21 protein-coding genes are annotated in these 26,473 nt (G+C 29.7%); 19 read left to right on the top strand and 2 right to left on the bottom strand.

Annotated elements, in window-relative coordinates; all coding sequences use genetic code 11:
• Positions 1 to 8: 8 nt before the first annotated feature.
• The 6 genes from M2214_RS01800 to M2214_RS01825 all read left to right on the top strand — a co-directional run bounded on the left by M2214_RS01800 (position 9) and on the right by M2214_RS01825 (position 7,171).
• Positions 9 to 1,121: an ABC transporter ATP-binding protein gene (locus M2214_RS01800; RefSeq protein WP_248482130.1), complete on the top strand. Its 1,113-nt coding sequence runs from the start codon at positions 9 to 11 to the stop codon at positions 1,119 to 1,121.
• A 131-nt stretch (positions 1,122 to 1,252) separates the two neighbouring features.
• Entirely contained in the window at positions 1,253 to 2,272 is a 1,020-nt protein-coding gene (locus M2214_RS01805) for a LacI family DNA-binding transcriptional regulator (RefSeq protein WP_248482132.1), read from the top strand.
• A 153-nt stretch (positions 2,273 to 2,425) separates the two neighbouring features.
• Positions 2,426 to 3,724, top strand: coding sequence for an ABC transporter substrate-binding protein (locus M2214_RS01810; protein ID WP_248484727.1), 1,299 nt, complete (start codon positions 2,426 to 2,428; stop codon positions 3,722 to 3,724).
• Positions 3,725 to 3,825: 101 nt separating this feature from the next.
• Positions 3,826 to 4,689 carry a carbohydrate ABC transporter permease gene (locus tag M2214_RS01815; RefSeq protein ID WP_248482134.1) on the top strand — a complete coding sequence of 288 codons (864 nt, stop codon included), beginning with the start codon at positions 3,826 to 3,828 and terminating at the stop codon, positions 4,687 to 4,689.
• On the top strand, positions 4,689 to 5,501 hold the full coding sequence (locus M2214_RS01820) for a carbohydrate ABC transporter permease (protein WP_248482136.1): 813 nt from the start codon (positions 4,689 to 4,691) through the stop codon (positions 5,499 to 5,501). The genes M2214_RS01815 and M2214_RS01820 overlap by 1 nt, the downstream gene beginning before the upstream one ends.
• Positions 5,502 to 5,512: 11 nt before the next feature.
• Complete coding sequence (locus M2214_RS01825) at positions 5,513 to 7,171, top strand: glycoside hydrolase family 13 protein (protein ID WP_248482143.1); 1,659 nt, start codon at positions 5,513 to 5,515, stop codon at positions 7,169 to 7,171.
• Between the two features lie 417 nt (positions 7,172 to 7,588).
• Here the strand turns inward: M2214_RS01825 and speE are convergent, their stop codons facing one another.
• Positions 7,589 to 8,446, bottom strand: coding sequence for a polyamine aminopropyltransferase (gene speE / locus M2214_RS01830; protein WP_248482145.1), 858 nt, complete (start codon positions 8,444 to 8,446; stop codon positions 7,589 to 7,591).
• Between the two features lie 349 nt (positions 8,447 to 8,795).
• On the opposite strand from speE, the gene aguB reads away from it, so the two are divergent.
• The 7 genes from aguB to M2214_RS01865 all read left to right on the top strand — a co-directional run bounded on the left by aguB (position 8,796) and on the right by M2214_RS01865 (position 17,897).
• The gene (gene aguB / locus M2214_RS01835) at positions 8,796 to 9,671 is read left to right on the top strand and encodes an N-carbamoylputrescine amidase (protein ID WP_248482147.1); all 876 of its coding nucleotides are present in this window, start codon (positions 8,796 to 8,798) and stop codon (positions 9,669 to 9,671) included.
• Positions 9,672 to 9,936: 265 nt separating this feature from the next.
• The gene (argF, locus tag M2214_RS01840) at positions 9,937 to 10,983 is read left to right on the top strand and encodes an ornithine carbamoyltransferase (protein WP_248482149.1); all 1,047 of its coding nucleotides are present in this window, start codon (positions 9,937 to 9,939) and stop codon (positions 10,981 to 10,983) included.
• Between the two features lie 143 nt (positions 10,984 to 11,126).
• A complete protein-coding gene (gene aguA / locus M2214_RS01845; protein WP_248482151.1) occupies positions 11,127 to 12,257 on the top strand; it encodes an agmatine deiminase in 1,131 nt (376 codons plus the stop codon).
• 51 nt (positions 12,258 to 12,308) lie between these two features.
• Positions 12,309 to 13,685: an APC family permease gene (locus M2214_RS01850; RefSeq protein ID WP_248482160.1), complete on the top strand. Its 1,377-nt coding sequence runs from the start codon at positions 12,309 to 12,311 to the stop codon at positions 13,683 to 13,685.
• 84 nt (positions 13,686 to 13,769) lie between these two features.
• A complete protein-coding gene (arcC, locus tag M2214_RS01855) occupies positions 13,770 to 14,708 on the top strand; it encodes a carbamate kinase (RefSeq protein ID WP_248482162.1) in 939 nt (312 codons plus the stop codon).
• Between the two features lie 321 nt (positions 14,709 to 15,029).
• Positions 15,030 to 16,349 carry a sigma-54 interaction domain-containing protein gene (locus M2214_RS01860; protein ID WP_248482164.1) on the top strand — a complete coding sequence of 440 codons (1,320 nt, stop codon included), beginning with the start codon at positions 15,030 to 15,032 and terminating at the stop codon, positions 16,347 to 16,349.
• A gap of 108 nt (positions 16,350 to 16,457) precedes the next feature.
• Positions 16,458 to 17,897: a methyl-accepting chemotaxis protein gene (locus M2214_RS01865; RefSeq protein WP_248482166.1), complete on the top strand. Its 1,440-nt coding sequence runs from the start codon at positions 16,458 to 16,460 to the stop codon at positions 17,895 to 17,897.
• Positions 17,898 to 17,980: 83 nt separating this feature from the next.
• Here the strand turns inward: M2214_RS01865 and add are convergent, their stop codons facing one another.
• Entirely contained in the window at positions 17,981 to 18,976 is a 996-nt protein-coding gene (gene add, locus M2214_RS01870; RefSeq protein ID WP_248482175.1) for an adenosine deaminase, read from the bottom strand.
• A 170-nt stretch (positions 18,977 to 19,146) separates the two neighbouring features.
• On the opposite strand from add, the gene M2214_RS01875 reads away from it, so the two are divergent.
• The 6 genes from M2214_RS01875 (at position 19,147) to M2214_RS01900 (ending at position 26,412) form a co-directional block, all read left to right on the top strand.
• Positions 19,147 to 19,884, top strand: coding sequence for a PLD nuclease N-terminal domain-containing protein (locus M2214_RS01875; RefSeq protein WP_248482177.1), 738 nt, complete (start codon positions 19,147 to 19,149; stop codon positions 19,882 to 19,884).
• Between the two features lie 236 nt (positions 19,885 to 20,120).
• Positions 20,121 to 21,848 (top strand): ABC transporter ATP-binding protein, encoded by a 1,728-nt coding sequence (locus M2214_RS01880; RefSeq protein WP_248482179.1) that lies wholly within the window; start codon positions 20,121 to 20,123, stop codon positions 21,846 to 21,848.
• 20 nt (positions 21,849 to 21,868) lie between these two features.
• On the top strand, positions 21,869 to 22,381 hold the full coding sequence (locus M2214_RS01885; protein WP_248482181.1) for a methylated-DNA--[protein]-cysteine S-methyltransferase: 513 nt from the start codon (positions 21,869 to 21,871) through the stop codon (positions 22,379 to 22,381).
• A gap of 264 nt (positions 22,382 to 22,645) precedes the next feature.
• Positions 22,646 to 24,232 (top strand): ATP-binding protein, encoded by a 1,587-nt coding sequence (locus M2214_RS01890; protein WP_248482183.1) that lies wholly within the window; start codon positions 22,646 to 22,648, stop codon positions 24,230 to 24,232.
• Positions 24,229 to 24,903 carry a response regulator gene (locus M2214_RS01895; protein ID WP_248482185.1) on the top strand — a complete coding sequence of 225 codons (675 nt, stop codon included), beginning with the start codon at positions 24,229 to 24,231 and terminating at the stop codon, positions 24,901 to 24,903. Before M2214_RS01890 ends, M2214_RS01895 begins: the two co-directional genes overlap by 4 nt.
• 336 nt (positions 24,904 to 25,239) lie before the next feature.
• Positions 25,240 to 26,412, top strand: coding sequence for an NAD(P)-dependent malic enzyme (locus M2214_RS01900; RefSeq protein ID WP_248482187.1), 1,173 nt, complete (start codon positions 25,240 to 25,242; stop codon positions 26,410 to 26,412).
• Positions 26,413 to 26,473: the final 61 nt, after the last annotated feature.

The raw sequence follows: 26,473 nt of genomic DNA on the forward strand, positions 1-26,473 counted from the left end.
ATGGTTTTATGTCGAACGTAACATTAAATAATATATGTAAAGAATACGACAATGGATATAAGGCGGTTAAAAGCGTAGATATAGACATAAAAGAGAAGGAATTTGTTGTTTTAGTAGGTCCCTCTGGATGTGGGAAGTCTACTACTTTAAGAATGATAGCAGGACTTGAAGAGATAACTTCAGGAGAACTTAAGATTGGAGATAAAGTGGTTAATGATCTTCCACCAAAGGATAGAGATATAGCTATGGTTTTTCAAAATTATGCGCTATACCCTCATATGACTGTTTATGACAATATGGCATTTGCTTTAAAGCTTAGAAAAGTTCCTAAAGCTCAAATAGATGAGAAAGTTAAAGAAGCCGCTAAAATACTTGGTTTAGAAAGCGTATTAACTAGAAAACCAAAGGCATTATCAGGAGGACAAAGACAAAGGGTAGCATTAGGTAGAGCTATAGTTAGAGAGCCAAAGGTATTCTTAATGGATGAGCCTTTATCTAACTTAGATGCAAAACTTAGAACTCAGATGAGAACAGAGATAAGTAAACTTCACAAAAAACTTGGAACTACATTTATATATGTAACTCATGATCAAGTTGAGGCTATGACTATGGGGGATAGAATAGTAGTTATGAAGGATGGAGTTGTACAGCAAATGGATACTCCACAAGAGCTTTATCAAAATCCGAAGAATATGTTTGTGGCAGGATTTATTGGAGCACCTCAAATGAATTTAATAGAAGTTAATATTAGTGAAGAGAATGAAAATATAGTAGCTTCATATAATGATGTTAAAATAGGTATACCTATGGGTAAAGGTAAAGTATTAAAGAAAAAAGGATATATAGGCAAGAAGGTAATTTTAGGAATCAGACCAGAAGATATTCACATGGAAAATGTGTTTATAGAAGCGTCTAAGGAGACATCTTTTAATGCAAAAGTTGAAATACAGGAAAATATGGGAGCAGAAATATATGCATATTTAAATGTAGATGGAGAAAGTGTAACAGCTAGAATAAATGGTAGATACAAGATAGAGGATGATGAAGAAGTAGTTTTAGCTATGGATGGTAATAAAATACACTTGTTTGATATAGAAACTGAAGAAAATATACTATTGTAAAAACTTTGTAGAAAAATCTGAAAAGTTAAAAATTAATTCTTGATTTTAAAAAATATAAGTGATAAAATGACACTACAAAGACTAATGCAAACGATTGCACAGCTTAAAAATAGTTTGTTAGGAGTAGTAGAATGAAGAGTATTACTATAAAGGATGTAGCTCAAAAAGCAGGGGTATCTCCTTCAACGGTTTCAAGGGTTATATCAAACGATACTAGAATAAGTGAAAATACAAAGAAGAAAGTTATAAAGGTTATGCAAGAGCTTAACTATTATCCAAATTCTATAGCCAGAAGACTTGCAAATAAAAAGACTGATACTATAGGTGTTGTAATGCCGTATGGAACAGAAGATATATTAATGAATCCATTTTTTCAAGAATCATTAAGAGGTATAAGCATAGTTTCATCTGAAAAGTGCTATGATATATTAATTTCTACAAGTCATAAAAATGAAGATGAAATAGATATATTAAAGTGCTTAATAAAAGGAAATAAAGTTGATGGGTTGATACTTACTCGTTCTAATGAGCATGATGAAGCCATAAAATATTTAAGAGATAATAAATTTCCATTCGTACTTATAGGTTCTTGTCTTGAATATGATGATATACCTAGTGTAGATAATGATAATGAGAAAGCATCCTATGAATTAACTTCTTATTTAATAGAAAAAGGAAGAAAAAAAATAGCTTTTATAGGAGGAGAGCTTCACTCAGTAGTTATCAAAAACAGATTCGAAGGATATAAAAAGGCATTAAAAGATAATAATATAGAATTTAGAGATGAATATCTTATATTCGATAAATTCTTAGAAGAAAGTGGATATAAACTTACTAATAAACTTTTAAATTTAGATGATGTTCCAGATGCTATTATAGTTGCCGATGATCTTATGAGTCTTGGAGCTATGAAGAAGATAAAAGAGAAAAATTACAAGGTTCCAGAGGATATAATGCTTGCCAGTTTTAATAACAGTATCTTGGCAAAGTACTCAAATCCATCTATAACTTCAATAGATATTAACTCTACTGAGCTTGGAAAGAGAGCTTGTGAAAAACTATTTAGCATATTAGAAGGAAATGAAAATGAATTTAAAAAAGAGATTATATCTCACAAAATAATAGAAAGAGATTCTACAAAATCAATTTAGTTTTAAATCGAATAAAGTTTTTAAAAACTTTATTCGGTTTAGATAGATTACTATGGATCAATAAGTCTATAGCCTATATTTTTTTACAATCTAGTGCAAACGATTGCACAAAGAATTTATTAAATTTTACAAAAGGAGTGGTGAAAGGTGAAAATGAAGAAAAAAGTATTTTCGGTATTTGCATGTGTTTTAGCATTAATGCTGTCATTAACTGCTTGTGGTTCTTCTCAAGATAGTGCCAGTGATAAAGTTAATGTAGATATTTTCCAATTCAAAGTAGAAGCTAAAGATGCTTTAGAAAAAGCAGCTGATATGTATATGGAGAAAAATCCTAATGTAAAAATCAATATTCAAACAGTAGGTGGAGGAGATGACTATGGTGCAGCTTTAAAATCTAAGTTTGCATCTGGAGAAGAACCTGCAATATTCAATATAGGTGGACCTCAAGATATGATCGACTGGAGTGAAAAGCTGGAAGATTTATCGACTGAATCTTGGGTATCTCAGGCGTATGATGGAACTTTAGCTCCTGTAACTAGAGATGAAAAAATATATGGTATGCCATTCAATCAAGAAGGATATGGATTTATATATAACAAAGAATTATTCAAAAAAGCTGGAATAGATCCAGAATCTATAAAGACATTTGCTGATTTAGAAAAAGCAGTTAAATTACTTGATTCTAAAAAAGAAGAATTAGGTCTTAAATCTGTATTTGCATTCCCAGCAAAAGAAACTTGGGTAACTGGACTTCATTTATCAAATGTTGCTTTCTCAAATGAATTTGGAGATATAACTAATACATTTAATGCAAAGGAAATAGAGTTTAAATATGCTGATTCATTGAAAAAACTTTTAGATCTACAAGCTGATTATGCATATATGCCAGATGGAAAGAAAGCTTCTTTAAACAGTGTTGATTACTCAACTCAAGTTGAAGAACTATTCTCTTTAGGTCAAGTTGCTATAATACAACAAGGTAACTGGGCTTATGGAAGTGTAGCAGGTATTGATGAAGAATTAGCAGCTAATATAGGAATGCTTCCTATGCCTCTTGAAGGAGTAAAAGAAGATTCTATACCAGTTGGAGTTCCAATGTACTGGTCAATAAATAATGGTAAAGATGAAGAAGTTAAGAAAGCTTCAAAAGACTTCTTAAATTGGCTATATACTTCTGATGAAGGAAAAGATTTAATAATAAATGAATTTAAGTTTATACCAGCATTAAAAGGATATGATGCAGATAATTTACAACCAAAAGATACATTAGCTAAGGAAATAATAAGATACTCTAACGAAGGAAAAACTATGCCTTGGGTATTCATGGGATATCCATCAGCTTGGGGAATGGATAATCTTGGAGCAGATATACAAAAATATGTTGCAGGAGATATGACTTGGGATGAATTAGTTGAAAATGCTAAAGCTACTTGGGCTAAAGCAAGACAATAGATAATAAAATATAAATAGGAAAGTCTAATTAGACTTTCCTATTTTAAAAAAGAAGTAAAAAAAATAGGTGGCTTGAAGTTCATAGTAAAGGAGAGAATTTTATGAAAAAGAATAGACTAGCATTTTGGGGCTTCGTAGGGCCAGCAGTATTTACTTTCACATTAATAGTTGTAATACCACTTTTATTCGGAATATATTATTCATTTACAGATTGGAATGGAATAAGTTCAAATATTAAATTCATTGGATTCGAAAATTACATGGAAGTATTTAAGGATACGGGATTTTTAGACTCATTTATATTCACAACTAAATTCACTATAGCTTCTGTGATTACTATAAATATAATAGGTTTTTCTCTAGCATTATTAGTTACTAGAGGGCTTAAAATGAGCAATGTTCTTAGAACAATATTTTTTATGCCAAACTTAATTGGTGGGCTTATATTAGGGTTTATATGGCAGTTTATATTTACAAAAGCTTTTGCAGCATTAGGAGAAGCTACTGGACATACTTGGCTTTTAGGATGGTTATCTAATACTGAAACAGGCTTTTGGGGACTTGTAATACTTATGTCTTGGCAAATGTCAGGATATTTAATGATTATATATATAGCAGCACTTCAAAATATACCTCAAGAATTGATAGAAGCTTCTAGAATAGATGGAGCTAATGCTTGGCAAAGAGTGCAGAATATAATATTCCCACTTGTAAGACCAGCATTTACAGTTAGTTTGTTCTTAACTCTTTCAAACTCATTCAAGTTATACGATCAAAACTTGTCTTTAACAGGAGGAGGACCTGCAAACTCTACTCAAATGCTCGCTATGAATATTTACAATACAGCTTTTAAATTCAACAACATGGGTGTAGCACAAGCTAAAGCGGTTATATTCTTCTTAGTTATAGGGGGAATAACATTAAGCCAAGTATATATCACTAAAAAAGGCGAGGTGGAAATGTAATGAAGACTAGAAAACTACTTTTAGGATTAATAGGTGCTATTGTTGGATTAATATATCTTTCACCTTTTTATATTATAGTTGTTAATGCTTTTAAGACTAAAAAAGAATTATTCCAAGATACTTTAGGATTGGCAAAGTCATTAAATTTCGATAATTTCGTAGAGGCACTAGACAGATTAGATTTCTTCCATGTGTTTTTAAATTCTCTTATTATAACAGTTGGAAGTATAATACTTATAGTTATATGTTCAGCAATGGCAGCATGGATGCTTGAGAGAACAAAAACAAAGTTAAGTGGATTTATATTCTTCGCATTTATAGCAGCGATGTTAATACCATTCCAAGCTGTAATGTTACCGCTTATACGTATGATGGGAAAACTTAACATGTTAAACATACCAGGACTTATGTTCACGTATTTAGGATTTGGATGCAGTCTCTCAATATTCTTATACCATGGATTTGTAAAGGGTATACCTAAGGAATTAGATGAGGCAGCTACTATAGATGGATGTAGCAAGTGGCAGACTTTCTGGTACATTATATTCCCTATATTAAAGCCTATAACTATAACAGTATCAATACTGAATACTGTTTGGATATGGAATGACTTCTTACTTCCATCTCTAATTATAAATAGACCAGAAACTCACACTATACCACTTAGAACATTCTTCTTCTTTGGAGAGTACACTAAGCAGTGGCACTTAGCTCTAGCAGGACTTACATTAACTATAATACCAGTTATAATATTCTACTTTATAGCTCAAAAACATATTATAAAGAGTGTTACAGCTGGAAGTATAAAATAGGAGAGATATATATGAAAAGAACATGGTGGAAAGAAGCAGTAGTATATCAAATATATCCAAGAAGCTTTAAAGATTCAAACCAAGATGGAATAGGAGATTTAAATGGAATAATAGAAAAGCTAGATTACTTAAAATTACTTGGAATAGATGTAATATGGCTATCTCCTGTATATAAATCACCAAATGATGATAATGGATACGATATAAGCGATTATCAAGATATAATGGATGAGTTTGGAACTATGGAGGACTTCGACAGGTTATTAAAGGAAGCACACGATAGAGGAATAAAGATACTTATGGATCTAGTAGTGAACCATTGTTCTGATGAACACAAGTGGTTTGTAGAAGCTTGTTCTTCAAAAGACAATCCGTATAGGGACTATTATATATGGAGAGATCCACAAGAAGATGGAAGTTATCCAAACAATTGGAAATCATTCTTCGGAGGAAGTGCTTGGGAGTATCATGAAGAAACAGGTCAATATTATCTACATTTATTCACTAAGAAACAACCAGATTTAAACTGGGAAAATGAAGATATGAGAAATGATATATACAAGATGATGAAGTACTGGCTTGATAAAGGGATAGATGGGTTTAGAATGGATGTATTCAATATGTATTCAAAAAAAGAAGGGTTTCCAGATGTATTAGATAGCCCTGATGGAATATATATAAACGGACCAAAGATACACGATTATGTAAAAGAGATGAATAAAGAAGTATTTAGTAAATACGATATGATGACAGTAGGAGAAGCTCCTTGTGTACCTTCTTCTATGGGACACTTATACGTAGATGAGAACAGAGAAGAGCTTAACATGATATTTCACTTTGATCTTATGGATATGCCTAACAATCCAAGTGATAAATTCTTAGATTCTAATTGGAAGCTAAAGGATGTAAAAGATATATTTATGAGATGGTATGAAGACTTAAAGGATAGAGGTTGGAATTCACTATTTATGAACAACCACGACCAGCCTAGAATGGTATCGAGATTTGGAAATGATAAAGAGTATAGAGTAGAATCTGCTAAGATGCTAGCTACTTTAATTCATACATTCCAAGGAACTCCATATATATATCAAGGTGAAGAAATAGGTATGACTAACGTCTATTTTGATGATATGAAGGATTATAGAGATGTTGAGACTCTAAACTACTATAAAGAAAAAATAGATGCAGGAGTATCACATGATGAACTTCTAAAGAGAATAAGGCCAACATCAAGAGATAATGCTAGAACTCCTATTCAATGGGATGATAGTGAAAATGCAGGGTTTAGTTATGTAACACCTTGGATTAATGCCAATCCTAATTATAAAGAGATAAATGTTAAGAAATCTCTAGAAGACAAAAATTCAGTATTTTACTATTATCAAAAGCTTATCAAATTTAGAAAAGAAAATCCTGTTATTGTATACGGAGATTTAGATGTTATATATAAAGATGATGAGAATATATTCTCATATGTTAGAAGATTAGATGATGAAGTTGTTTTAGTTATACTTAATTTCTTTGATAAGGAAGTTGAGTTTAAGATACCTGATGAGTATAAGGGTAAAAGATTTGAGATATGTATTAGTAATTATGATGTAGATGAGATTGATTCAGATGTTATAAAGTTAAAGCCTTATGAGGCTAGAGTTTATAAGATTGTTTAATATTTAAAAAAATAACCTAGATTTCGTATATACGAAATCTAGGTTATTTTTTAGGGGCTGTGGGTTATCAAAAACTTCCTATAAAAATACCGCGAATACAACGATATTTTGAATATAACTAAGGTTTTATCTTATTAATAATCCTAAAATTTACGAACTCCCTCCGGTCGAACACATAAATTTCGTAACGTATTATTAAACAATAAAACCTAAGTTATATTAGTCAAAATATCTAAAAGTATTCGCTAATATTTTCATAGATAGTTTTAATAATAATCTTACTATATAGAAAAATTTAACCTGACCTCATTATATTAGATATATTATGTCTTTAGACATCAGTCTCGTTGTATTTTCTTGTAAAATAGTTTTTAAACACTTTTTTAAGTTTAGAATATTCAATGATTTTTTCTGAAATTACTTTTTATCTACAACTTCAATCATTTTTTCTACATAAGTAGGAAGCATAAATGAACCAACATGTATATTCTTATTATAATACTTTGTTTCCAATCCAAGAGATTCCCATTTTTCAGGTTTGAAATCTTTAATTGGATCATATTTTTTTGATGCAAAACCGAAAAACCAGTGACCGGATGGATATGTAGGCATATTATACTGATACATTTTACAGATAGAAAATAATGATTTGATTTTTTGTACCGCTTTTCTCATTTCTTTTGCGTTTTTTTCATAAAATGGACTTTCACATTGATTTACTAATATACCATCCTCGCTAAGCAAATTATAACAGCATGTATAAAATTCCATAGTAAACAATCCTTCTCCTGGACCGATAGGATCTGTAGAATCCACGATAACTAAATCATATTTTTCTTTAGATCTTCTAACAAATTCAATTCCATCTTCAAAAAATAGTTGAACTCTCTTATCATCTAATTTATTTGCAGTAAGAGGAAGATATTTTTGGCAAGCTTCCACTACCATACGGTCAATTTCTACCATATCAATTTTTTCAATTCCTGTGTATCGAGTAAGTTCTCTAACGGTTCCTCCATCTCCACCGCCAATCACAAGAACCTTCTTAATATCTGGATTTGTGGCCATAGGTACATGTACAATCATATCATGATAAATAAATTCGTCCTTAGATGTAAGCATAACAATACCATCAATAATTAAAAATCTTCCCATTTCATCACTATCAAATATATCTATTTGCTGATAATAACTTTTTCCTGTAAAAAGATGTTCTTTTACCTTCATAGAAAATCGAATGTTTTCTGTTTGCTGTTGAGTATACCAAAGCTCCATTTTTATACCACCTTAATAAATTTATTTTTGATTGATATAATAAAAGATAATATTTTGTAAGAATATTATCTTTTATTATACGATTTATGTAATTATTTTTCAATTAAAAATATTATGAAAATTTATCATCATTACTATTTTCATTAATGGCCAATAATTATTAATTATGCAGAAGAAGATATTTGGTATTCAAAGTGAACTTGCTTAAAAAAATATAAGTTATATTTATAAATATGTATTTAGCTAATATTGAAAGAGACTATAATTATTGTATAATGGGATATATATGATGATATTAGTATAAATACTAGATAAATTTTTATCTTTTTGAGTATGGAGGTATGTAAACATGAGAAAAGTCAAAGTAGCAGCAACACAAATGAGTTGTTCGTCTAATATTGAAGAAAATATTCAAAAAGCAGAAAAGCTTGTAAAGGAAGCTGCTTCTAAAGGAGCACAAATTATCTTACTGCAAGAGCTTTTTGAAACGCCTTATTTTTGTCAAAAAGAAAAAAAAGAGTTTTATAAATATGCCCTAGAAGTAGAAAATAACAAAGCAATTAAACATTTTAAAAAAATTGCAAAAGAACTAGAAGTAGTGCTTCCTATTAGTTTTTATGAAAGAAAAAATAATGCAAGATATAATTCTATAGCTGTAATTGATGCAGATGGAAAATTACTTGGAGTATACAGAAAGAGTCATATTCCAGATGGACCTGGATATGAGGAAAAATTCTATTTTAATCCAGGAGATACAGGATTTAAGGTTTGGGATACTCGCTATGCTAAAATAGGGGTAGGAGTTTGCTGGGATCAATGGTTTCCTGAAACAGCTCGCTGTATGGCTTTAATGGGAGCAGAAATTTTATTTTATCCAACAGCTATAGGTTCTGAACCAGAAGATGTATTTGTAGATGCTAAGGATCATTGGCAAAGATGTATGCAAGGGCATGCTGCTGCGAATCTTATTCCTGTGGTAGCATCTAATCGAATAGGAAAGGAACAGATAGATGAATATGAGATTACTTTCTTTGGATCATCTTTTATATCTGGACCTCAAGGTCAGATTATTATAGAAGCTAACCGTACGGATGAAATGATTTTAATTGAAGAGTTTGATTTGGATGAGCTTGATATGATAAGAGCAGACTGGGGTATTTTTAGAGACCGAAGACCAGAACTATATAAAGTTATCTTAACTAATGATGGACTTACTTCAATTTAATAAAACAGATGAGATTAATATAATTAAAAAGCAATTTTAAGAACTGCAGTTTTGTAGTTCTATTTTTTTGCGAAATTTTATTTCAAAATGAAACAAGATATATTTCAAAATGAAACAAGATTTAGAAAAATATGAAAAAAATAAATATTCAGAATTATAAACTCTAGTATTTAAGCCATTCCTAAAAATTGGCATAGAAATTGCTTTTATAATTTATTGAAAGCAATATTAATAATAAAAAATACAATTTAGGAGGAATAAAGTTATGAAATTACCATCTTCAAGTGCTACGAATCTAAACAAAAAAGATATGAAACATATGATTACCATGAATGATTTCACAAGAAAAGAAATGGACGATATGTTAGAGTTAATGACCTTATTAAAAGATGCGAGACGTGATAACGCTATACCACATTTGTTTAAAAATAAATCGCTAGGAATGATTTTTGAAGCAGGTTCAACTCGTACTAGAGTATCATTTGAGACAGCAGCAACATTGCTAGGCGGACACGCCTTATTCTTATCACCACGTGATATTCACTTAGGTGGAAAAGAATCAATTGACGATACTGCTCGTGTATTATCAAGAATGTGTGACATTCTTATGGCACGTACAAACTCTGGTGAGACAACTGAAGCATTAACGAAAATGTCTACTGTTCCAGTAATCAATGGATTAGACTGTGTATATCATCCAACACAAATGTTAGCTGATATTTTTACAATGATGGAACATATGCCAGAAGGTAAACAATTATCTGATTTAACAGTAGCTTTTATGGGAGATGCAACAGATGTATGTCGTTCATTACTATTAACATGTACTAAATATGGAATGAACTTCAAACAAATAGGACCTAAGAAATATCAAATGCAAGAAGAATGGTTAAAAGTGGCAGATAAAAACTGTGCTGAAACTGGAGCTACATATGAAATTACAGATGATATTTCAAAAGTATCTGAATGTAATGTAATTTACGGAGATAGTTTTTACTGGACAACACAATTAGATGAGAAGGAAGAACGTTTAGCTACGTTTATGCCAGACTATGTAATTACAAAACAATTAATGGATAAAGCTGCTCCGGGTGCAATTTTAATGCACTGTTTACCAGCAAATGACAAAGAAGAAGTTACTCGTGAAGCCTTAGAAGGAAACAACAGTGTTGCTTTTGATCAAGCAGAAAACCGTTTAACTGCACAAATGGCAATTTTAGTTTACTTTACTCACAAGTTTGATATTGTGCCAACTGAGGAAACATTAGTAAAACACAAAAATAGAATAGAAGGATTTTTAAAGACTCTATAAGCATTTTTGACAGGCTCAAGGACATAAATTCATGCAAAAAATTCTATTCATTTTCTAATTTATAGCAAAATCAATAAGAAACCTAATTTACATTAGGTTTCTTATTGAAAATTAAATAATTGGTATAAGGAAGGGTGGAAAAAATGTCAAGAAAATTAAGTTCTACACCAAAAAAAGATGGATTTAGAATGCCAGGTGAATTTGAAGAACATGATGGTTGTTGGATGATTTGGCCTGAAAGAACAGATAACTGGCGTTTGGGTGCAAAGCCTGCTCAAAATGCATTTGTTAAGATTGCATCAGCAATTGCAGAATTTGAACCTGTAACTATGGCTGTTTCTGATGAACAATTTTCTAATGCAAGACAAATGTTACCAGATTGTATTAGAGTTGTAGAAATGGCTAACAATGATTCTTGGATGCGTGATGTTGGACCTACTTTTTTAGTAAATGACGAAGGTGAAGTTCGTGCTATAGATTGGGAATTTAATTCGTGGGGAGGACTAGTAGATGGTTTGTATTTCCCATGGAACAAAGATGATAACGTTGCAAGAAAAGTATGTGAAATAGAGAATATTGATGAGTATAGAACAGATGGTTTTATTCTAGAAGGCGGATCAATTCATGTAGATGGAGAAGGTACATGTATTGTTACAGAAGAGTGCTTACTAAGCGCAGGACGTAATTCGCAATTAAGTAAGGAAGAGATTGAAGAAACATTAAAGGAATATTTGAATGTAGAGAAAGTAATTTGGATTAAAGATGGAATTTATAATGACGAAACCAATGGGCATGTAGATAATATTTGTTGCTTTGCTAGACCTGGGGAGATAATACTTGCTTGGACTGATGATGAGAAAGATCCTCAATATAGTAGATCAAAATCAGCATATGATTTGCTTATTAATGAGACTGATGCAAAAGGTAGAAAACTTAAAATTCACAAACTTTATATTCCAAATCCAATTGTAATTACAAAAGAAGAAAGTGAAGGTGTAGATTCAGTAGATGGTACTCTTCCTAGAGAAGAAGGAGATCGTCAAGCGGCTTCATATGTAAACTTCTATATTGCAAATAGTGCAATTATATTCCCGTTATTCAATGATGAAAAATACGATAAGTTGGCTGAAGAAAAACTAAAAGAAATTTTTCCAGACAGAAAAGTTGTAGGAGTTTATGCTCGTGAGATCATTCTAGGTGGAGGAAATATTCACTGTATTACACAGCAGCAACCATTAGGTGAAAATAAATGTGAGCAAGTAAGTTACAGTTAAGTTTTTATTCAGTATAATGTTGTACTATTGTGCATCAGAATGGAGGGTACTATGCCTGAGAAAAAGAAAAAATTTAGATTAATTGATGCGGTTATGGCATCTGTATGTATTATATTAGTTGCTGAATCTGCTGCACCAGCAGCATCAATAGGAAATTCACAGTTTTTCTGGTGGATAGTAATGTTGGTTGGATTCTTTATTCCATATGGTTTAATCTCATCAGAGCTTGGAACAACTTATGATTGTGAAGGTGGGCTTTATGACTGGGTAAAAACTGCATATGGGAATAAATGGGCTTCTAGAGTCGCATGGAACTACTGGATTAATTTCCCACTTTGGATGGCTTCATTGGCTGTGTTGTTTTGTGATTTACTTGTTGGATTAACAGGTTTACAAATCAATACTGGAGTAGAAATATTATTGAAATTGTTATTTATAGTTATTGTTACAACTTTAAGTTTATTTAAAATAAGCGAAAGTAAATGGATTATTAATACAGCAGCAGTATTTAAGGTACTAATAATGCTTTCTATTGGTGTACTTGGAATATATACTGCAGCAACTAAAGGTATGGCAACAAAATTTACAATAGAATCTATGTTGCCTAGTTTAGATCTTGTAGGACTTTCATTTATATCCGTTATAATTTTTAACTTTTGTGGAGCAGAGATTATTACCTCCTTGGCACCTGAAATGGATAGCCCACAAAAACAAATTCCTCAAGCTTTGTTACTTGGTGGAATTATTATAGCAATATTCTATATGTTTTCTGCATTTGGAATAGGAGTAGCAATACCACTTGATGAATTGAGTGCTTCTAGTGGATTTCTTGACAGTATAAGATATTTGACTGGGGGAGGAATACTTGTAACTATTCTTGGCATTATGTTCATATTCACTTTGTTTGCAAATTTAGTATCATGGTCATATGGGGTAAATTATGTTGTCAAATATGCAGCAGATAACAATGATATGCCTAAAATATTCAGTAAAACAAGTGAAAAAACAGGAATACCAACTAATGCAACAATATTTAATGGTATCTTTGCAGGAATTTTGGTAATAATATCACCATTTATGCCTAGTCAGGATATCTTCTGGAGTTTCTTTGGAGTAAGTGCGGTTACATTGGTTGCATCATATATTCCAATGTTCCCTGCTTTTTTAAAGCTAAGAAGAATTGATCCTGATGCTGAACGACCTTTCAAAGTAAAAGGCAGTGGTATTAAATTAAAGTTAATAACTTATATTCCAATGGTACTTCTTATTTCATCTCTTATATTTACTGTAGTTCCAATGAGTACATCTCCTGAAGAACTTAGTACAAAAATACCACTGACAATAGGAGTAATTATATCAATAATACTTCAAGAGATTATTGTGTTTAGAGGTGTTAAGAATAGAGCTAAGGCTGAAGTAGCTAAATAGATTGTCTAGTAAATAAGTTTAATGAGATTTATTGAAAAACACTATTTGAAAATTATAAAGTAATTAGACAAAGGGGAGTTTATTATGAATAAGAAAAAAATAGTAGTAGCTCTTGGAGGAAATGCTCTTGGGAAAAACCCTAAAGAACAATTAGAATTAGTTAAAAATACAGCTAAGCCAATAGTTGATTTAATAGATGCAGGAAATGAAGTAATAATAGCTCATGGAAATGGACCTCAAGTTGGAATGATAAATTTAGGTATGGAAACATCATCTAAATCAGAAGCTAAAACTCCAGAAATGCCATTCCCTGAATGTGGAGCTATGAGTCAAGGATATATAGGATATCATCTTCAAAATGCTATAAGAGAAGAATTATTAAATAGAGATATGAATATACCGGTAGCTACTGTTGTAACTCAAGTTATAGTTAATAAAAACGACCCTGCCTTTGAAAATCCAACAAAGCCAATAGGTGCTTTTTATACTGAAGAAGAAGCTAAAAAACTTGAAGCTAAAAAAGGATATAATATAAAAGAAGATGCAGGAAGAGGTTATAGAAGAGTTGTTCCATCTCCAATGCCAATAGATGTTGCTGAAAAAGAAACAGTTAGAACTCTTGTTGACAAAGGACACATTGTAATTACTGTTGGTGGTGGGGGAATACCTGTTGTAGAAGAAGGAAATTCTTTAGTTGGAGTACCTGCTGTTATAGATAAGGATTTTGCTAGTGAAAAGATAGCTGAAATATTAGATGCAGATTATTTAATAATACTTACAGCAGTAGAAAAAGTTGCTATAAACTTTGGAAAAGAGAACGAAGAGTGGCTTGAAAAAATATCTGTTGAAGAAGCAGAAACATATATTGAACAAGGACATTTTGCACCAGGATCAATGCTTCCTAAGATACAAGCTGCCCTTAAGTTTGCTAACTCTAAAGAAGGTAGAAAAGCTTTAATTACATCTTTAGAAAAGGCTGCATATGGAATCGAAGGTAGAACCGGTACTTTAATTTCCATGTAAAAACAGAAGAGACCTAAAATTAGGTCTCTTCTTTTAAGTAGCTAACATAACTTATTGAAGGAATTAAACCTTTTCTATTGAATACAAATAAATAAATATTTATTTGTATTCAATAGAAAAGTAATATCAGAGTATATAAAAAATCAATTGCAAGAAAAAATAAACCCTTTAGAAGCAGACTGAGAAGATACAGAGGTTGACAGGCTATTTATAGTGTCTTAAGACGAAGAATGTAATATGACCTTATAGAGTTCGAACAAATAACCCGTTAGAATTGTAGTCCTGATTTTGACTTTAGAATATTCAATAAGTAGGTGAAATATGTACAATATAATTTACGCTAGAGATAAAGAATATTCAAATATGAATCCGCTAATAAGTGATTATATTAATATAATGAATAGCTATAATAAAGGCATTTTAATATTTGAATTGTTTACAGATAAAGTATATATAAATGAAGTTATAGAAAAGATTTTTGAAATTAATAAAGATAATCAAAAAATAACAAACTTTATGAATAAAATAAGAAAAGATGAAATTCTATTAAATAATACTGAAGAAGAAATTTATATAAACGATTTTAATACGAAAATTAGAGTTTCTTTAAAGAAGATAAAAGAGAAAAAGGAAATAAAATATATTATTTGTACTATTGAAGAGGTTTTTTTATCAAATGAATTAAATGATCATAATAAAATGGATGAAATGATACTCAAAGATATAATAGGTAATAGCAAAGAGATTGTTGAATTAAAGAAAAAAATTAAGAAAGCCTCAAAAACAGATTCAACAATTTTGCTTATGGGTGAGTCAGGTACAGGAAAAGAAGTATTTGCAAAGGCAATACATAGAATATCTACAAGAAGTGATAAACCTTTTGTTGCTATTAATTGTGGAGCTATTCCTGATACTTTGATTGAGAGTGAAATATTTGGTTACGAAAAAGGTGCTTTCACAGGTGCTAATCAAAAGGGTAAGCAAGGTAAGTTTGAACAAGCTAATGGAGGAACTATATTTTTAGATGAAATTGAAAATATGTCAACCTTTTTACAGATGAAATTACTGAGAGTTTTAGAAGATAGAAAAGTAACAAGAGTTGGTGGGTTAGATGAAATACCATTAGATATAAGAATAATAGCAGCAACAAATTACAATCTTAAAGAAATGGTTAATAAAGGTCAGTTCAGAAAGGATTTATATTTTAGATTAAACATAGTTAAATTAAATATTCCGAATTTAAAAGAAAGAAGTAATGATATTTTACTATTAAGTAAACACTTTATAAGAATTTTTTCGAATAAGATGAAAAAGGAGATATTAGGATTATCTGAAGAAGTAGCTGAGATATTTTTAAATTATGAATGGGAAGGAAATGTAAGGGAACTTAGAAATACAATTGAATATGCAATGAATTTTGAAGAAAGTAGTTATATTACTAAAGAAAACCTTCCTGAGCAATTCTTCTCAAATAATACTAATATTAAAACTGATATGAAATTCAAAACAATTGAGGAACTTGAACAGAAAGCAATTGAGAGAGCTTTAGATTATTTTGGATGGGATGAGCAAGGTAAACAAAAAGCATCAGAAGTATTAGGCATTAGCAGATCATCTATATATAGAAAGGTTAATAAATAGTTAAATATAAAAAACTTATTATGATAATTTTAAGAGATCAAGATGAATAATTAATAAATTTCTAAAAAGTTATAATAGCATAAAGGATAAATGATAGGAGAAGATATAATGAGACTAATTAAATTTAAAAAGAAAGGAATAACATTTACAACATTTCTACAAATAGGATTTTTGTTAACTATTATAATTACACTTAGTTTATTTGGAAGTATGTACTATATGTATTCATCAGAAATATTAATAGAAGATATACAAGATTTATTACAGAAGGTTGCTATATCAGCTCAATATATAATAGATGGTGATATGCATGAAAATTTAACAGATGCGGACTCTAAAGAGTATAAGGATATGTGTAATATTTTAGCTAAATATAGAGAAAAAGTTGGAGTTTATGATGTTTATACAATGATAAAGACCGATGAATTAAATCCTAAGTTTGTATTAGCATCTTATGATGCTAAAAGTTCATTTATGAAATCTACTATATATAGAAAAGAAATGGGAGAAGCATTTAATGGAAAGGTAAGTGTTACTGATAAGCCTTTTACGGATAATTATGGTACATTCTATACAGCGTATGCACCAATTTATAATTCAAAAGGTGAAATTAATGCAATTATAGGTGTAGACATTCAAAATAGTAGAGTTAAATTAATGAGGAGAGAAATAATTAAAAAAACAATATTATTATTTTTCGTATGTATTTTAATAGGCAATCTATTAGTATATTTAGTTGCTAAATTAATAGGTAATAACTATAAAAGTCTCGTATCAGATTTAAAGAAAATTGGAGAGGGAGATTTAACAGTAACTAATGATAACAAATTATTTGTAATTAGGGAGATGAAAGATCTAGAAGAGACGATTAATAAAATGGCAGAGCGTATTAGATATTTAATAGAAATTATAACTAAAAATTCTACAGATTTAGAAATTAAATGTAATGAAATATTAGAACTTATTAGTACAATGGATACTTCAAGTCAAATTATTGCTTCAGCTGTAGAGCAGATGTACAATATACACAAAAATGCTTCAGTATCTTTTGATACAAGTTTAAATGAACTTCTTTTATATAAAGAAGTTTCTAAAGCTTTTACCATGGAGTATAAAGATGTTTTAAATTCTATTGAAACAACTAAAGATAGCTTAGAGAATATATTACAATGTTTATGTAAGTTTAATACTATAATATTGAATTCGGATAATAAAAGTAATAATAACATATCTATGAAAATAATTGAAGAGTTTAAAATATATTGTGAAAAATTATATCAGGATTATGATTTATTTACAGAAAATACAAACTCACAGTTACTTGTATTAGACAAAATTTCCAAAAAAAGAGATGATTTAGTCCAGTTAAATCATAAAATCTCTTCAGATTTTAAAGATATTTCTCAAGGGAATCAGGGTGTTTTAGATGTGTTAGAAAGACAAGTAGATTCTATACAGGGTATTGTTAAAGAAGTTTGTCAATTGGAGAACATGGCTGAAGAATTAAATCAAAAACTTCGTAAGGTTAAAATAACGAAAGATATATAAAAAGATATTTAAACACTCGTGTATAATCCTATAGGATTATACACGAGTGTTTTTGTTATTTATATAATTACGAAAAAATTATTCTAATCCACATACTTTCTCAATTCTTCCTTAACCTCATCAGATGCAAAAGATGCATCTACGCTGTATAGATAAATTCTCTTAAAGTCTTCTTCAGTCAAGTTTTTAACCTCGCTTAATATTTCAAACTCTCTATCTAAATCTATATCAGATACAGTCATATTGTCTGTATTTACACTAATTCTTATATCATCATCTAAGAAATCTTTTATAGGATGTTCTTCGTATGCGTTAACTGCTTTTGTTTGAACGTTGCTAGTTGGGCACATCTCAAGTGTTACTCCCATATCCTTTAGCATTTGATATGATTTAGTACAGTCTTTAGCGAATACTCCATGGCCGATCCTTTGAGCGTGAAGCATCTCAATAGATTTAAATACATTCTCACCAATTCCAGTTTCTCCTGCATGAATTGTTATATTATATCCATAACTTTTAGCAAGATCGAATGCTTCTTTAAACTTTTCAGGTGGGTATAAGCTCTCGCTACCTGCAAGGTCAACAGCAACAACGCCTTTTTCTAAAAATTTTTTACCTTCTTCTATTACGAATATAGCATCATCAGCACTCATATGTCTCATGCAGCATAGTATTACGTTTGCTCTTACATCAAATTTGCTTTCAGCTTCTTTAATCCCATCTAAAACACTTTGAACTATTTCATCAAATTTAAGCCCTTTTGCCATATGAAATAAAGGAGCAAATCTCATTTCTATATACTTTACATTGTACTTTGAAACATCTTCAAGAAGTTCATATGCAATCCTTTTGATATTTTCTTTTGTCTGCATAACTTTATTAGCTATATCAAATGTAGCTAAGTATTCGTCTAAAGAGTGACACTCTTTAGGAGCAGTGATATATTTTTTTAGTTCATCTATATCATTAGTTGGAATATCTATATTATCTTTATCAGCAATATCTAATATTGTACTAGGTCTAACACTTCCATCAAGATGACAATGCAGCTCTATTTTAGGTATTTTATTTAAATCCATCAACATCACCCCTTAACTCATATTATAGGATATTGTACCATAGGAATCGGTTTCATACTATATGTTTTTAAAAGAAAATTGTGAAAAGAAATATAAAACAATTTTATTACCATAAATATACAATTGGTGTATAATAATTATATGATGAAAATTAAGAAAGAGTGATTTTAATGTACGATAATATTAATTTTAGTGATGGTATAGTTTTAGATACAATGAAAAGTGTATCTTTATTAGCTGGAGTAAGTATTATAATTAGCATATGTAAACTTTTATTTTGGATATTTACAGTTGTTTATGTATATAAAGATAGTAAGAATAAAGGGTTGGATACTATACTTTGGGTTATAACTACTGTATTTGTGCCATATCATTTGGGGTTTCTTGCATATCTGATAATTAGTCATAATAATAGATTTTACAATGAGGTGGAATATAATTCACAAAATAAAAATATGCCTAAAAGTATAAAAATTGATAAAGAAATAGTAAAAAAAATATTGGTTATATTTATTTTAATTATAGTACTAGCTGGAGGATCATTATTAACAGTCAAGATGATACATAGAGGAATTGACAGTTATAAAAAAGCTGTTAATGGTGAAGTTATTAAGACAGGGAATACATTTAAGAGTAGTTATTTGAACTTTAATTCAAGCGAAGAAACTGAAATAAGGTATCATCAGGAGGGAAATTTAAAAATAGATTATTCATCCAAGGTTAAAAAAGGATCTTTGAGAATAGGACTTTATAAATACAATGGAGAAGTAGTTAAAACTTTTAAAACAAATGAAAAATCTAGTATAGTTATACCTATTAAGAAAGATACTATATATAGACTTATTGCTACTGGAGAAAACACTAAAGGGTACTATGAAGTGGATTGGGAGTTTGAACCTGAGGAATAATAGTAGATTAGATGCCATGGCTTTGATTAAAGCAATGGCATTTTGAATTTAAGGAAATATATATGAATAAATATAGACCACATTTATAAAAATAGATTTATAATGAGTAAGAAATTATATTCTTATTTGAATTGTATGTATAATTTCCGTTACGAATTTCAAAAAAGTCTACAACTAAAATCTTTAGAATAAAGACTTTGTTATAATAGAATAAAGACTATGAAAGGAGTGATTTGATGATAAGAGAGTTTATTAAGTACTACAAACCTCATCGTGCTTTATTTATATTCGATTTCACTTGTGCATTTATAATGTCTTTAATGAATCTTGTATTCCCTGTATTGACTAAAAAAATAATAGACGATTTATTACCAAATAAAAATATGAAAATGATTATGTACTTTGGGATATTGCTTTTAACGCTGTACATAATAAGAGCCATACTTCAATTTATAGTAGATTATTGGGGACATACTCTAGGGGTTAGAATAGAGTACGATATGAGAAGGGAATTATTTAAGCATATAAACAAGCTTTCATTTTCGTATTTTGATAAAGTAAAGACTGGACAGATAATGTCAAGGCTTGTAAATGATTTAAATCAAATATCAGAACTTGCACATCATGGACCTGAGGATTTATTTATAGCTCTCGTAACTTTTTTAGGTTCATTCGTTATAATGCTTACATTAAATGTCAAAATGACTCTGGTAATATTTTCTATAATCCCTATAATGCTCATATTCGCAATCAGTAAAAATAGAGAATTAAAAAAATCATTTAGAGATTTAAGAGTAAAGATCGGAGAGATAAACGCCCAAGCCGAGGATTCTATATCTGGAATAAGAGTTGTAAAAGCTTTTAACAATGAAGAATACGAAGAAGATAAATTCGATATAGGAAATAAAAGCTTTAAAGAGACAAAACAAAATTCATACAAGGTATTAGGGCAATTTTTCAGTGGTATAACATTTTTTTCAAATATTATAAATCTTGTCGTACTAATGTATGGATCATATCTTATATACAACAACGAACTTTCAACAGGCGATTTAGTAGGATTTTTATTATATGTATCCATGTTTTTACAGCCTATACGAAAGATAACGACATTAATCGAAAATTACCAAAGAGGCATGGCAGGCTTTGGAAGGTTTATAGAGATTATGAGCATAGACCCTGAAATTCAAGAAAAGCAATATACAGTAGATATTGAGGAGTTAAAAGGAAACATAGAATTTGATAATGTGGGCTTTGGATATAATAACAACAAAAGCGTACTTACAGAAATAAATATGAGTGTTAAATCTGGACAAACAATAGCTATAGTTGGACCTTCTGGAGCTGGAAAGACTACACTTTTAAGATTAATACCTAGATTTTATGAGGTAAGCAGTGGAGACATAAAGATAGATTCAATAAATATAAAGGATATGAAGATAAGCGATTTAAGAAAAAATATAGGGGTTGTAGAGCAGGATGTATTCCTATTTTCAGGTACTATAAAAGAAAATATACTTTATGGAAAGTACGGTGCAACCGATGAAGAAATAATAGAGGCTTCTAAAAAAGCTAATGCACATGAGTTTATATTAGCTCTTGAAAATGGATACGATACATACATAGGTCAAAGAGGAGTAAGATTATCTGGAGGTCAAAAGCAAAGAATTGCTATAACTAGGATATTCCTTAAAAACCCTCCTATTTTGATACTAGATGAGGCTACATCTGCACTTGATACTCAAACAGAAAGAATTATCCAAAAATCTCTATATGATCTTTCTAAAAATAGGACAACATTAGTAATAGCGCACAGGCTTACAACTATAAAAAATGCAGATAAGATAATAGTTCTTACTAAGGATGGAATAAAAGAGTGTGGAAGTCATGAGGATCTTATAGGACAAGAAGGAATTTACAGTGATCTTTATAAGCTACAGTTCGAGGATGTATATGAATATTAATTAAGAGGGGGACTTTTTATATGAAAACTAATGTATATTACTATACATTTGAAACAGCATTCGGAAAAATGTTTATAGCTTCTACTAATAAAGGAGTATGTATAGCTAATTTTGTTGATGAGAATTATGAGACACAGCTATCTTGGTTAAACAAATACTTTCATGAAGATAATATTTATAAGGATAAAGATAAAAATATAAATGCTTATAATCAATTACAAGAATATTTTAAAGGAGACAGAAAGTTCTTTGATTTAACTTTGGACATATTAGGAACTACATTTCAAAAGCAGGTTTGGAGTCTACTTGAAGAAATTCCATATGGCGAGCTTTTAACCTACAAAGACATGGCTATAAAATTGGGAGATTCAAAAAAGAGCCGTGCTGTAGGTGGTGCAGTTGGGAAGAATCCTATAATTATTATTGTTCCTTGTCATAGAGTAATAGGAAGTAACGGAAAAATGACAGGATTCTCTTCTGTAGGAGGTATAGAATTAAAAAAGAATCTTCTTAAATTAGAGAAGAGTATTTAGATCTTTATAAATTGAAGATTTGGAGAGGATATGAACATTAAATACAATTAAACTAATAAGAAACACACTAATAGATTAGAGCTTAGAAAGGTTATTCTATGGTGTGTTTTTGCTTATAAAAAAATAAAACTCATATCTCTGAACAAATATTAGAACAAGGATAATAGTAGTTAGATAAATCTTAATTGAGCAATTGTTTGATTTTTAAGAATTATTGTAATAAACTTAATAATAGGTAATTATAGAATTAATAAGGGGCTAATTATGAAGAAAAATATTTCTTTTCAAACTAAGATTACTATGTTAATAATCGTATTAATTCTTGTATCCATAGGTATGAGTATTTTATTTGTAGGAAAATGGTCATTAGATAATATACAAAATAAGGTAGAAGATAATATAAAAAATATATCAGTAATATTAGCCAATTCCCCTGACATCCAGAATGCATTGAAGGAGAAGGACTTTACAAAAATTCAAAGTAGCACACATGAATTATTAGATGAATTAGATGGAGTAGATATTATTACTATAGCTGATATGAATGGAATAAGGTATGCTCATCCAAATCCAGACAAGATTGGAAAACGCTTTGTAGGAGGAGATGAAGTAAAGGTTATAAATGAAGGTGTTGGTTATATATCTCAAGCTAAGGGAACACTTGGAATTTCAATCAGAGCTTTTGAGCCTATTTTTTATAAAAAAGAGCAAATTGGGTTTGTAATGGTTGGAGTACTATATGAGGATATTAAAGAATTTAGAGAAGATGCACTCATAACTATATGTGGATTTACTTTGTTTGGAATAATTTTAGGAATAATAGGTGCATTAATAATTGCGAAAAAAACAAAAGATAGTCTTTTAGGCTTAGAGCCTTATGAAATTGTATATTTATATAAGGAAAACAGGGCTATGCTTGAATCTATAATAGAAGGGATTATTGCTATTGATTCAAAGGGAAGGATTACTTTAGTTAATGATTATGCCATAAAAATACTTAATATAAAGAAACCAAATGTAATAGGAGAATATGTATTAGATGTATTTCCAACAAGTAGATTATTAGAAGTTTTAAAAAGTGGAGAATGTGAGTACAACGAAGAACAAATTATCAATGATACAGTTATATTAACTAATAGGGTCCCTATGAAGGATGGAGATAAAATTATAGGAGCTATGGCATCTTTTAATGATAGAACAAAGGTTAAGAGATTAGCAGAAGAGATTACAGGGGTAACACAAATCATCCAAGCACTAAGAGCAAATACGCATGAGTTTATGAATAAATTACATGTTATATTAGGACTTGTAAAGCTAAATGAGATAGATGAATTAAGAATTTATATTAAAGATATTGTAAAAGAACAAGAGCAAATAAGGTTTTTCCTCACGAAAAATATAAAGAATCCAACTATATCAGCAATTATATTAGGTAAGTTGAATAGAGCGAAAGAATTGAATGTAGATATGGAATTATGTGAAAATTGTTATCTTGAAAAATACTATAAAAACATTCAAAATGAAAATTTACTTACTATTATTGGAAATTTACTAGATAATGCTATGGAAGCTATCGTGAGAAAAGGAGAAGATGGAGAAGTATATTTTAGAATAGAAGATGTTGATGATTTTATAGAAATAGAGGTCCATGATAATGGAATTGGTATAGAAGATGAAAATATAGAACGAATCTTCAGAAGAGGTTTCACTACAAAAGAGGGAGAAGGTGGAATAGGATTATTCTTAGTTAAAAAGAGTATTAACCAGTTAAACGGTGAACTACTTATAGACTCTAAGTATAAAGAAGGGACAAGTATTTTAGTTAGAATACCTAAGGAGGAAAAAGGATGATTCATGTACTTGTAGTAGAAGATGATCCTATGTTGGCAGAATTAAATAAAAGATTTATTGATAAAATAGATGGATTTAAGGTTAAATGTATTGCAAATAATGGAGAAGATGCTATTAAAAAAATAGATGATATTAAAATTGATTTAGTAATATTAGATATTTATATGCCTAAAATCGATGGTATGGAACTGTTTAGAATGGTTAGAAATAAAAATGAAAATATAGACTTTATATTGGTTACTGCTGCAAATGATACAGATAAGATTAACGAAGCATTAAAATTAGGTGCAGTAGATTATTTGGTAAAGCCATTTGAATTTGAGAGATTAGAAAAATCATTATTAAATTATAAAGATAGAAAAAATCTATTAATAAAAAGACCGTTTGTAGAACAAAAGGAAATAGACAAGTTATTTATGAAATCATACAATGAAAATAAGGAAAAAGATCTAAAAAAAGGACTGCATAAATTTACTTTAAATAGAATAATGAATTTTTTAAAAGAAAATAAAGATGAGTTACTATCTAGCGAAGTTATATCAGAAAATATGGGGATGTCAAAAGTTACTATTAGAAGATATTTAGACTATCTAGATGAAATAGGAAGTATTGATAAAAAGATAGAATATGGTTCTAGGGGAAGGCCTTCATATCTCTATAAATATAAATAAAGTGAAATAAAAAAGTTATTCTCTAAAGAATCTTTAATGTAAACTTTTTTGAAACTCATAACGGAATTTATATTTATCCACAATTTAAAGAGGAATATAATTTCCTATTCGTTATAAAAAAAATAAAACTCTTATTGATAATATATTATCAATAAGAGTTTTTTAATGCGTATAAGAGATTTTAAGTTTGAAAAAAAAATAACAATATATTTTTAATTCACAAAATATTTAGAATAAGTTGTAAATATTGAAAATAATGACGAAAAAACATACCATTTAAATTAACACAAAAGAACACGTATAACTAATTTGGAAATGTAAAGGAGAGATGAAAATATGGATTATTCTAAAAAAGCATTAGAGATTCATGAAGAATATAAAGGAAAAATTAGTGTAATATCTAAGGTCTCTGTAGCTAACAAGGACGAATTGAGTGTAGCATATACACCAGGTGTTGCAGAGCCATGTAGGGAAATTGCAAAAAATAAGGATGATGTATATAAGTATACTTCAAAGGGAAATTTAGTTGCAGTTGTAAGTGATGGAACTGCTGTACTTGGACTTGGAGATATTGGGCCTGAGGCTGCAATGCCTGTAATGGAAGGAAAAGCTGTACTTTTTAAAGAGTTTGCAGGAGTAGATGCATTCCCTATATGTGTTGATACAAAGGATGTAGATGAAATTGTTGATTTGGTAAAAAAAATAGCTCCTACATTTGGGGGAATTAATCTTGAGGATATTTCAGCTCCAAGATGTATTGAAATTGAAAGAAGACTTAAAGATGAATTAGATATTCCAGTATTTCATGATGATCAGCATGGAACTGCTATTGTAACAACTGCAGGGTTAATAAATTCGTTAAAATTAGTAAATAAAAAATGGGAAGATATAAAAATTGTAGTAAATGGATCAGGATCAGCAGGATCAGCAATTGTTAAGATGTTACTGAATATGAATGCTAAAAATATTTTAGTATGTGGTATAAATGGAATACTATACGAAGGTAAAGAAACTAATGATGAATTAAAAGAAGAAATAGCTAAAATTACAAACCCTAAGAACGAAAAAGGAAAATTAGAAGATGCTATGAAAAATGCGGATGTATTCATCGGAGTTTCAGCTCCAAATGTTGTAACAAAAGAGATGGTAGCTTCTATGAATAAGGATGCAATTGTATTCGCTATGGCAAATCCTATTCCTGAAATTATGCCTTATTTAGCAAAGGAAGCAGGAGCAAGAGTAGTAGGTTCAGGAAGATCTGACTTTGTAAATCAAATAAATAATGTTTTAGCATTTCCAGGGATATTCAAGGGAGCTTTGGCAGTAAGAGCAAGTGATATTAATGAAGAAATGAAGGTTGCAGCAGCTAATGCTATTGCAGAAATAATACAAGATAGTGAATTAAATGAGGAGTATATTATTCCAAAACCTTTTGATACAAGAATAGTGAAAGCTGTTGCAAATGCAGTTGAAAAGGCTGCTGTAGACACTGGAATTTCAAGAATATAAAATTCGCTTTATGCTAACGCACAACTCATTTCTGTTTTTTATCAATGTTATATACAATTCA

This window comes from Tepidibacter aestuarii (assembly GCF_934924865.1).
Lineage (GTDB): Bacteria > Bacillota > Clostridia > Peptostreptococcales > Peptostreptococcaceae > Tepidibacter_A > Tepidibacter_A aestuarii.

Coding starts and splice junctions, on each gene's coding strand:
- add (WP_248482175.1), bottom strand. CDS start 18,976: ATGGATTTAAATAAAATACCTAAAATAGAGCTGCATTGTCATCTTGAT.
- aguA (WP_248482151.1), top strand. CDS start 11,127: ATGTCAAGAAAATTAAGTTCTACACCAAAAAAAGATGGATTTAGAATG.
- M2214_RS01895 (WP_248482185.1), top strand. CDS start 24,229: ATGATTCATGTACTTGTAGTAGAAGATGATCCTATGTTGGCAGAATTA.
- M2214_RS01890 (WP_248482183.1), top strand. CDS start 22,646: ATGAAGAAAAATATTTCTTTTCAAACTAAGATTACTATGTTAATAATC.
- aguB (WP_248482147.1), top strand. CDS start 8,796: ATGAGAAAAGTCAAAGTAGCAGCAACACAAATGAGTTGTTCGTCTAAT.
- M2214_RS01900 (WP_248482187.1), top strand. CDS start 25,240: ATGGATTATTCTAAAAAAGCATTAGAGATTCATGAAGAATATAAAGGA.
- speE (WP_248482145.1), bottom strand. CDS start 8,446: ATGGAGCTTTGGTATACTCAACAGCAAACAGAAAACATTCGATTTTCT.
- M2214_RS01885 (WP_248482181.1), top strand. CDS start 21,869: ATGAAAACTAATGTATATTACTATACATTTGAAACAGCATTCGGAAAA.
- M2214_RS01850 (WP_248482160.1), top strand. CDS start 12,309: ATGCCTGAGAAAAAGAAAAAATTTAGATTAATTGATGCGGTTATGGCA.
- M2214_RS01815 (WP_248482134.1), top strand. CDS start 3,826: ATGAAAAAGAATAGACTAGCATTTTGGGGCTTCGTAGGGCCAGCAGTA.
- M2214_RS01860 (WP_248482164.1), top strand. CDS start 15,030: ATGTACAATATAATTTACGCTAGAGATAAAGAATATTCAAATATGAAT.
- M2214_RS01875 (WP_248482177.1), top strand. CDS start 19,147: ATGTACGATAATATTAATTTTAGTGATGGTATAGTTTTAGATACAATG.
- M2214_RS01825 (WP_248482143.1), top strand. CDS start 5,513: ATGAAAAGAACATGGTGGAAAGAAGCAGTAGTATATCAAATATATCCA.
- M2214_RS01805 (WP_248482132.1), top strand. CDS start 1,253: ATGAAGAGTATTACTATAAAGGATGTAGCTCAAAAAGCAGGGGTATCT.
- M2214_RS01810 (WP_248484727.1), top strand. CDS start 2,426: ATGAAGAAAAAAGTATTTTCGGTATTTGCATGTGTTTTAGCATTAATG.
- argF (WP_248482149.1), top strand. CDS start 9,937: ATGAAATTACCATCTTCAAGTGCTACGAATCTAAACAAAAAAGATATG.
- M2214_RS01820 (WP_248482136.1), top strand. CDS start 4,689: ATGAAGACTAGAAAACTACTTTTAGGATTAATAGGTGCTATTGTTGGA.
- M2214_RS01800 (WP_248482130.1), top strand. CDS start 9: ATGTCGAACGTAACATTAAATAATATATGTAAAGAATACGACAATGGA.
- arcC (WP_248482162.1), top strand. CDS start 13,770: ATGAATAAGAAAAAAATAGTAGTAGCTCTTGGAGGAAATGCTCTTGGG.
- M2214_RS01865 (WP_248482166.1), top strand. CDS start 16,458: ATGAGACTAATTAAATTTAAAAAGAAAGGAATAACATTTACAACATTT.
- M2214_RS01880 (WP_248482179.1), top strand. CDS start 20,121: ATGATAAGAGAGTTTATTAAGTACTACAAACCTCATCGTGCTTTATTT.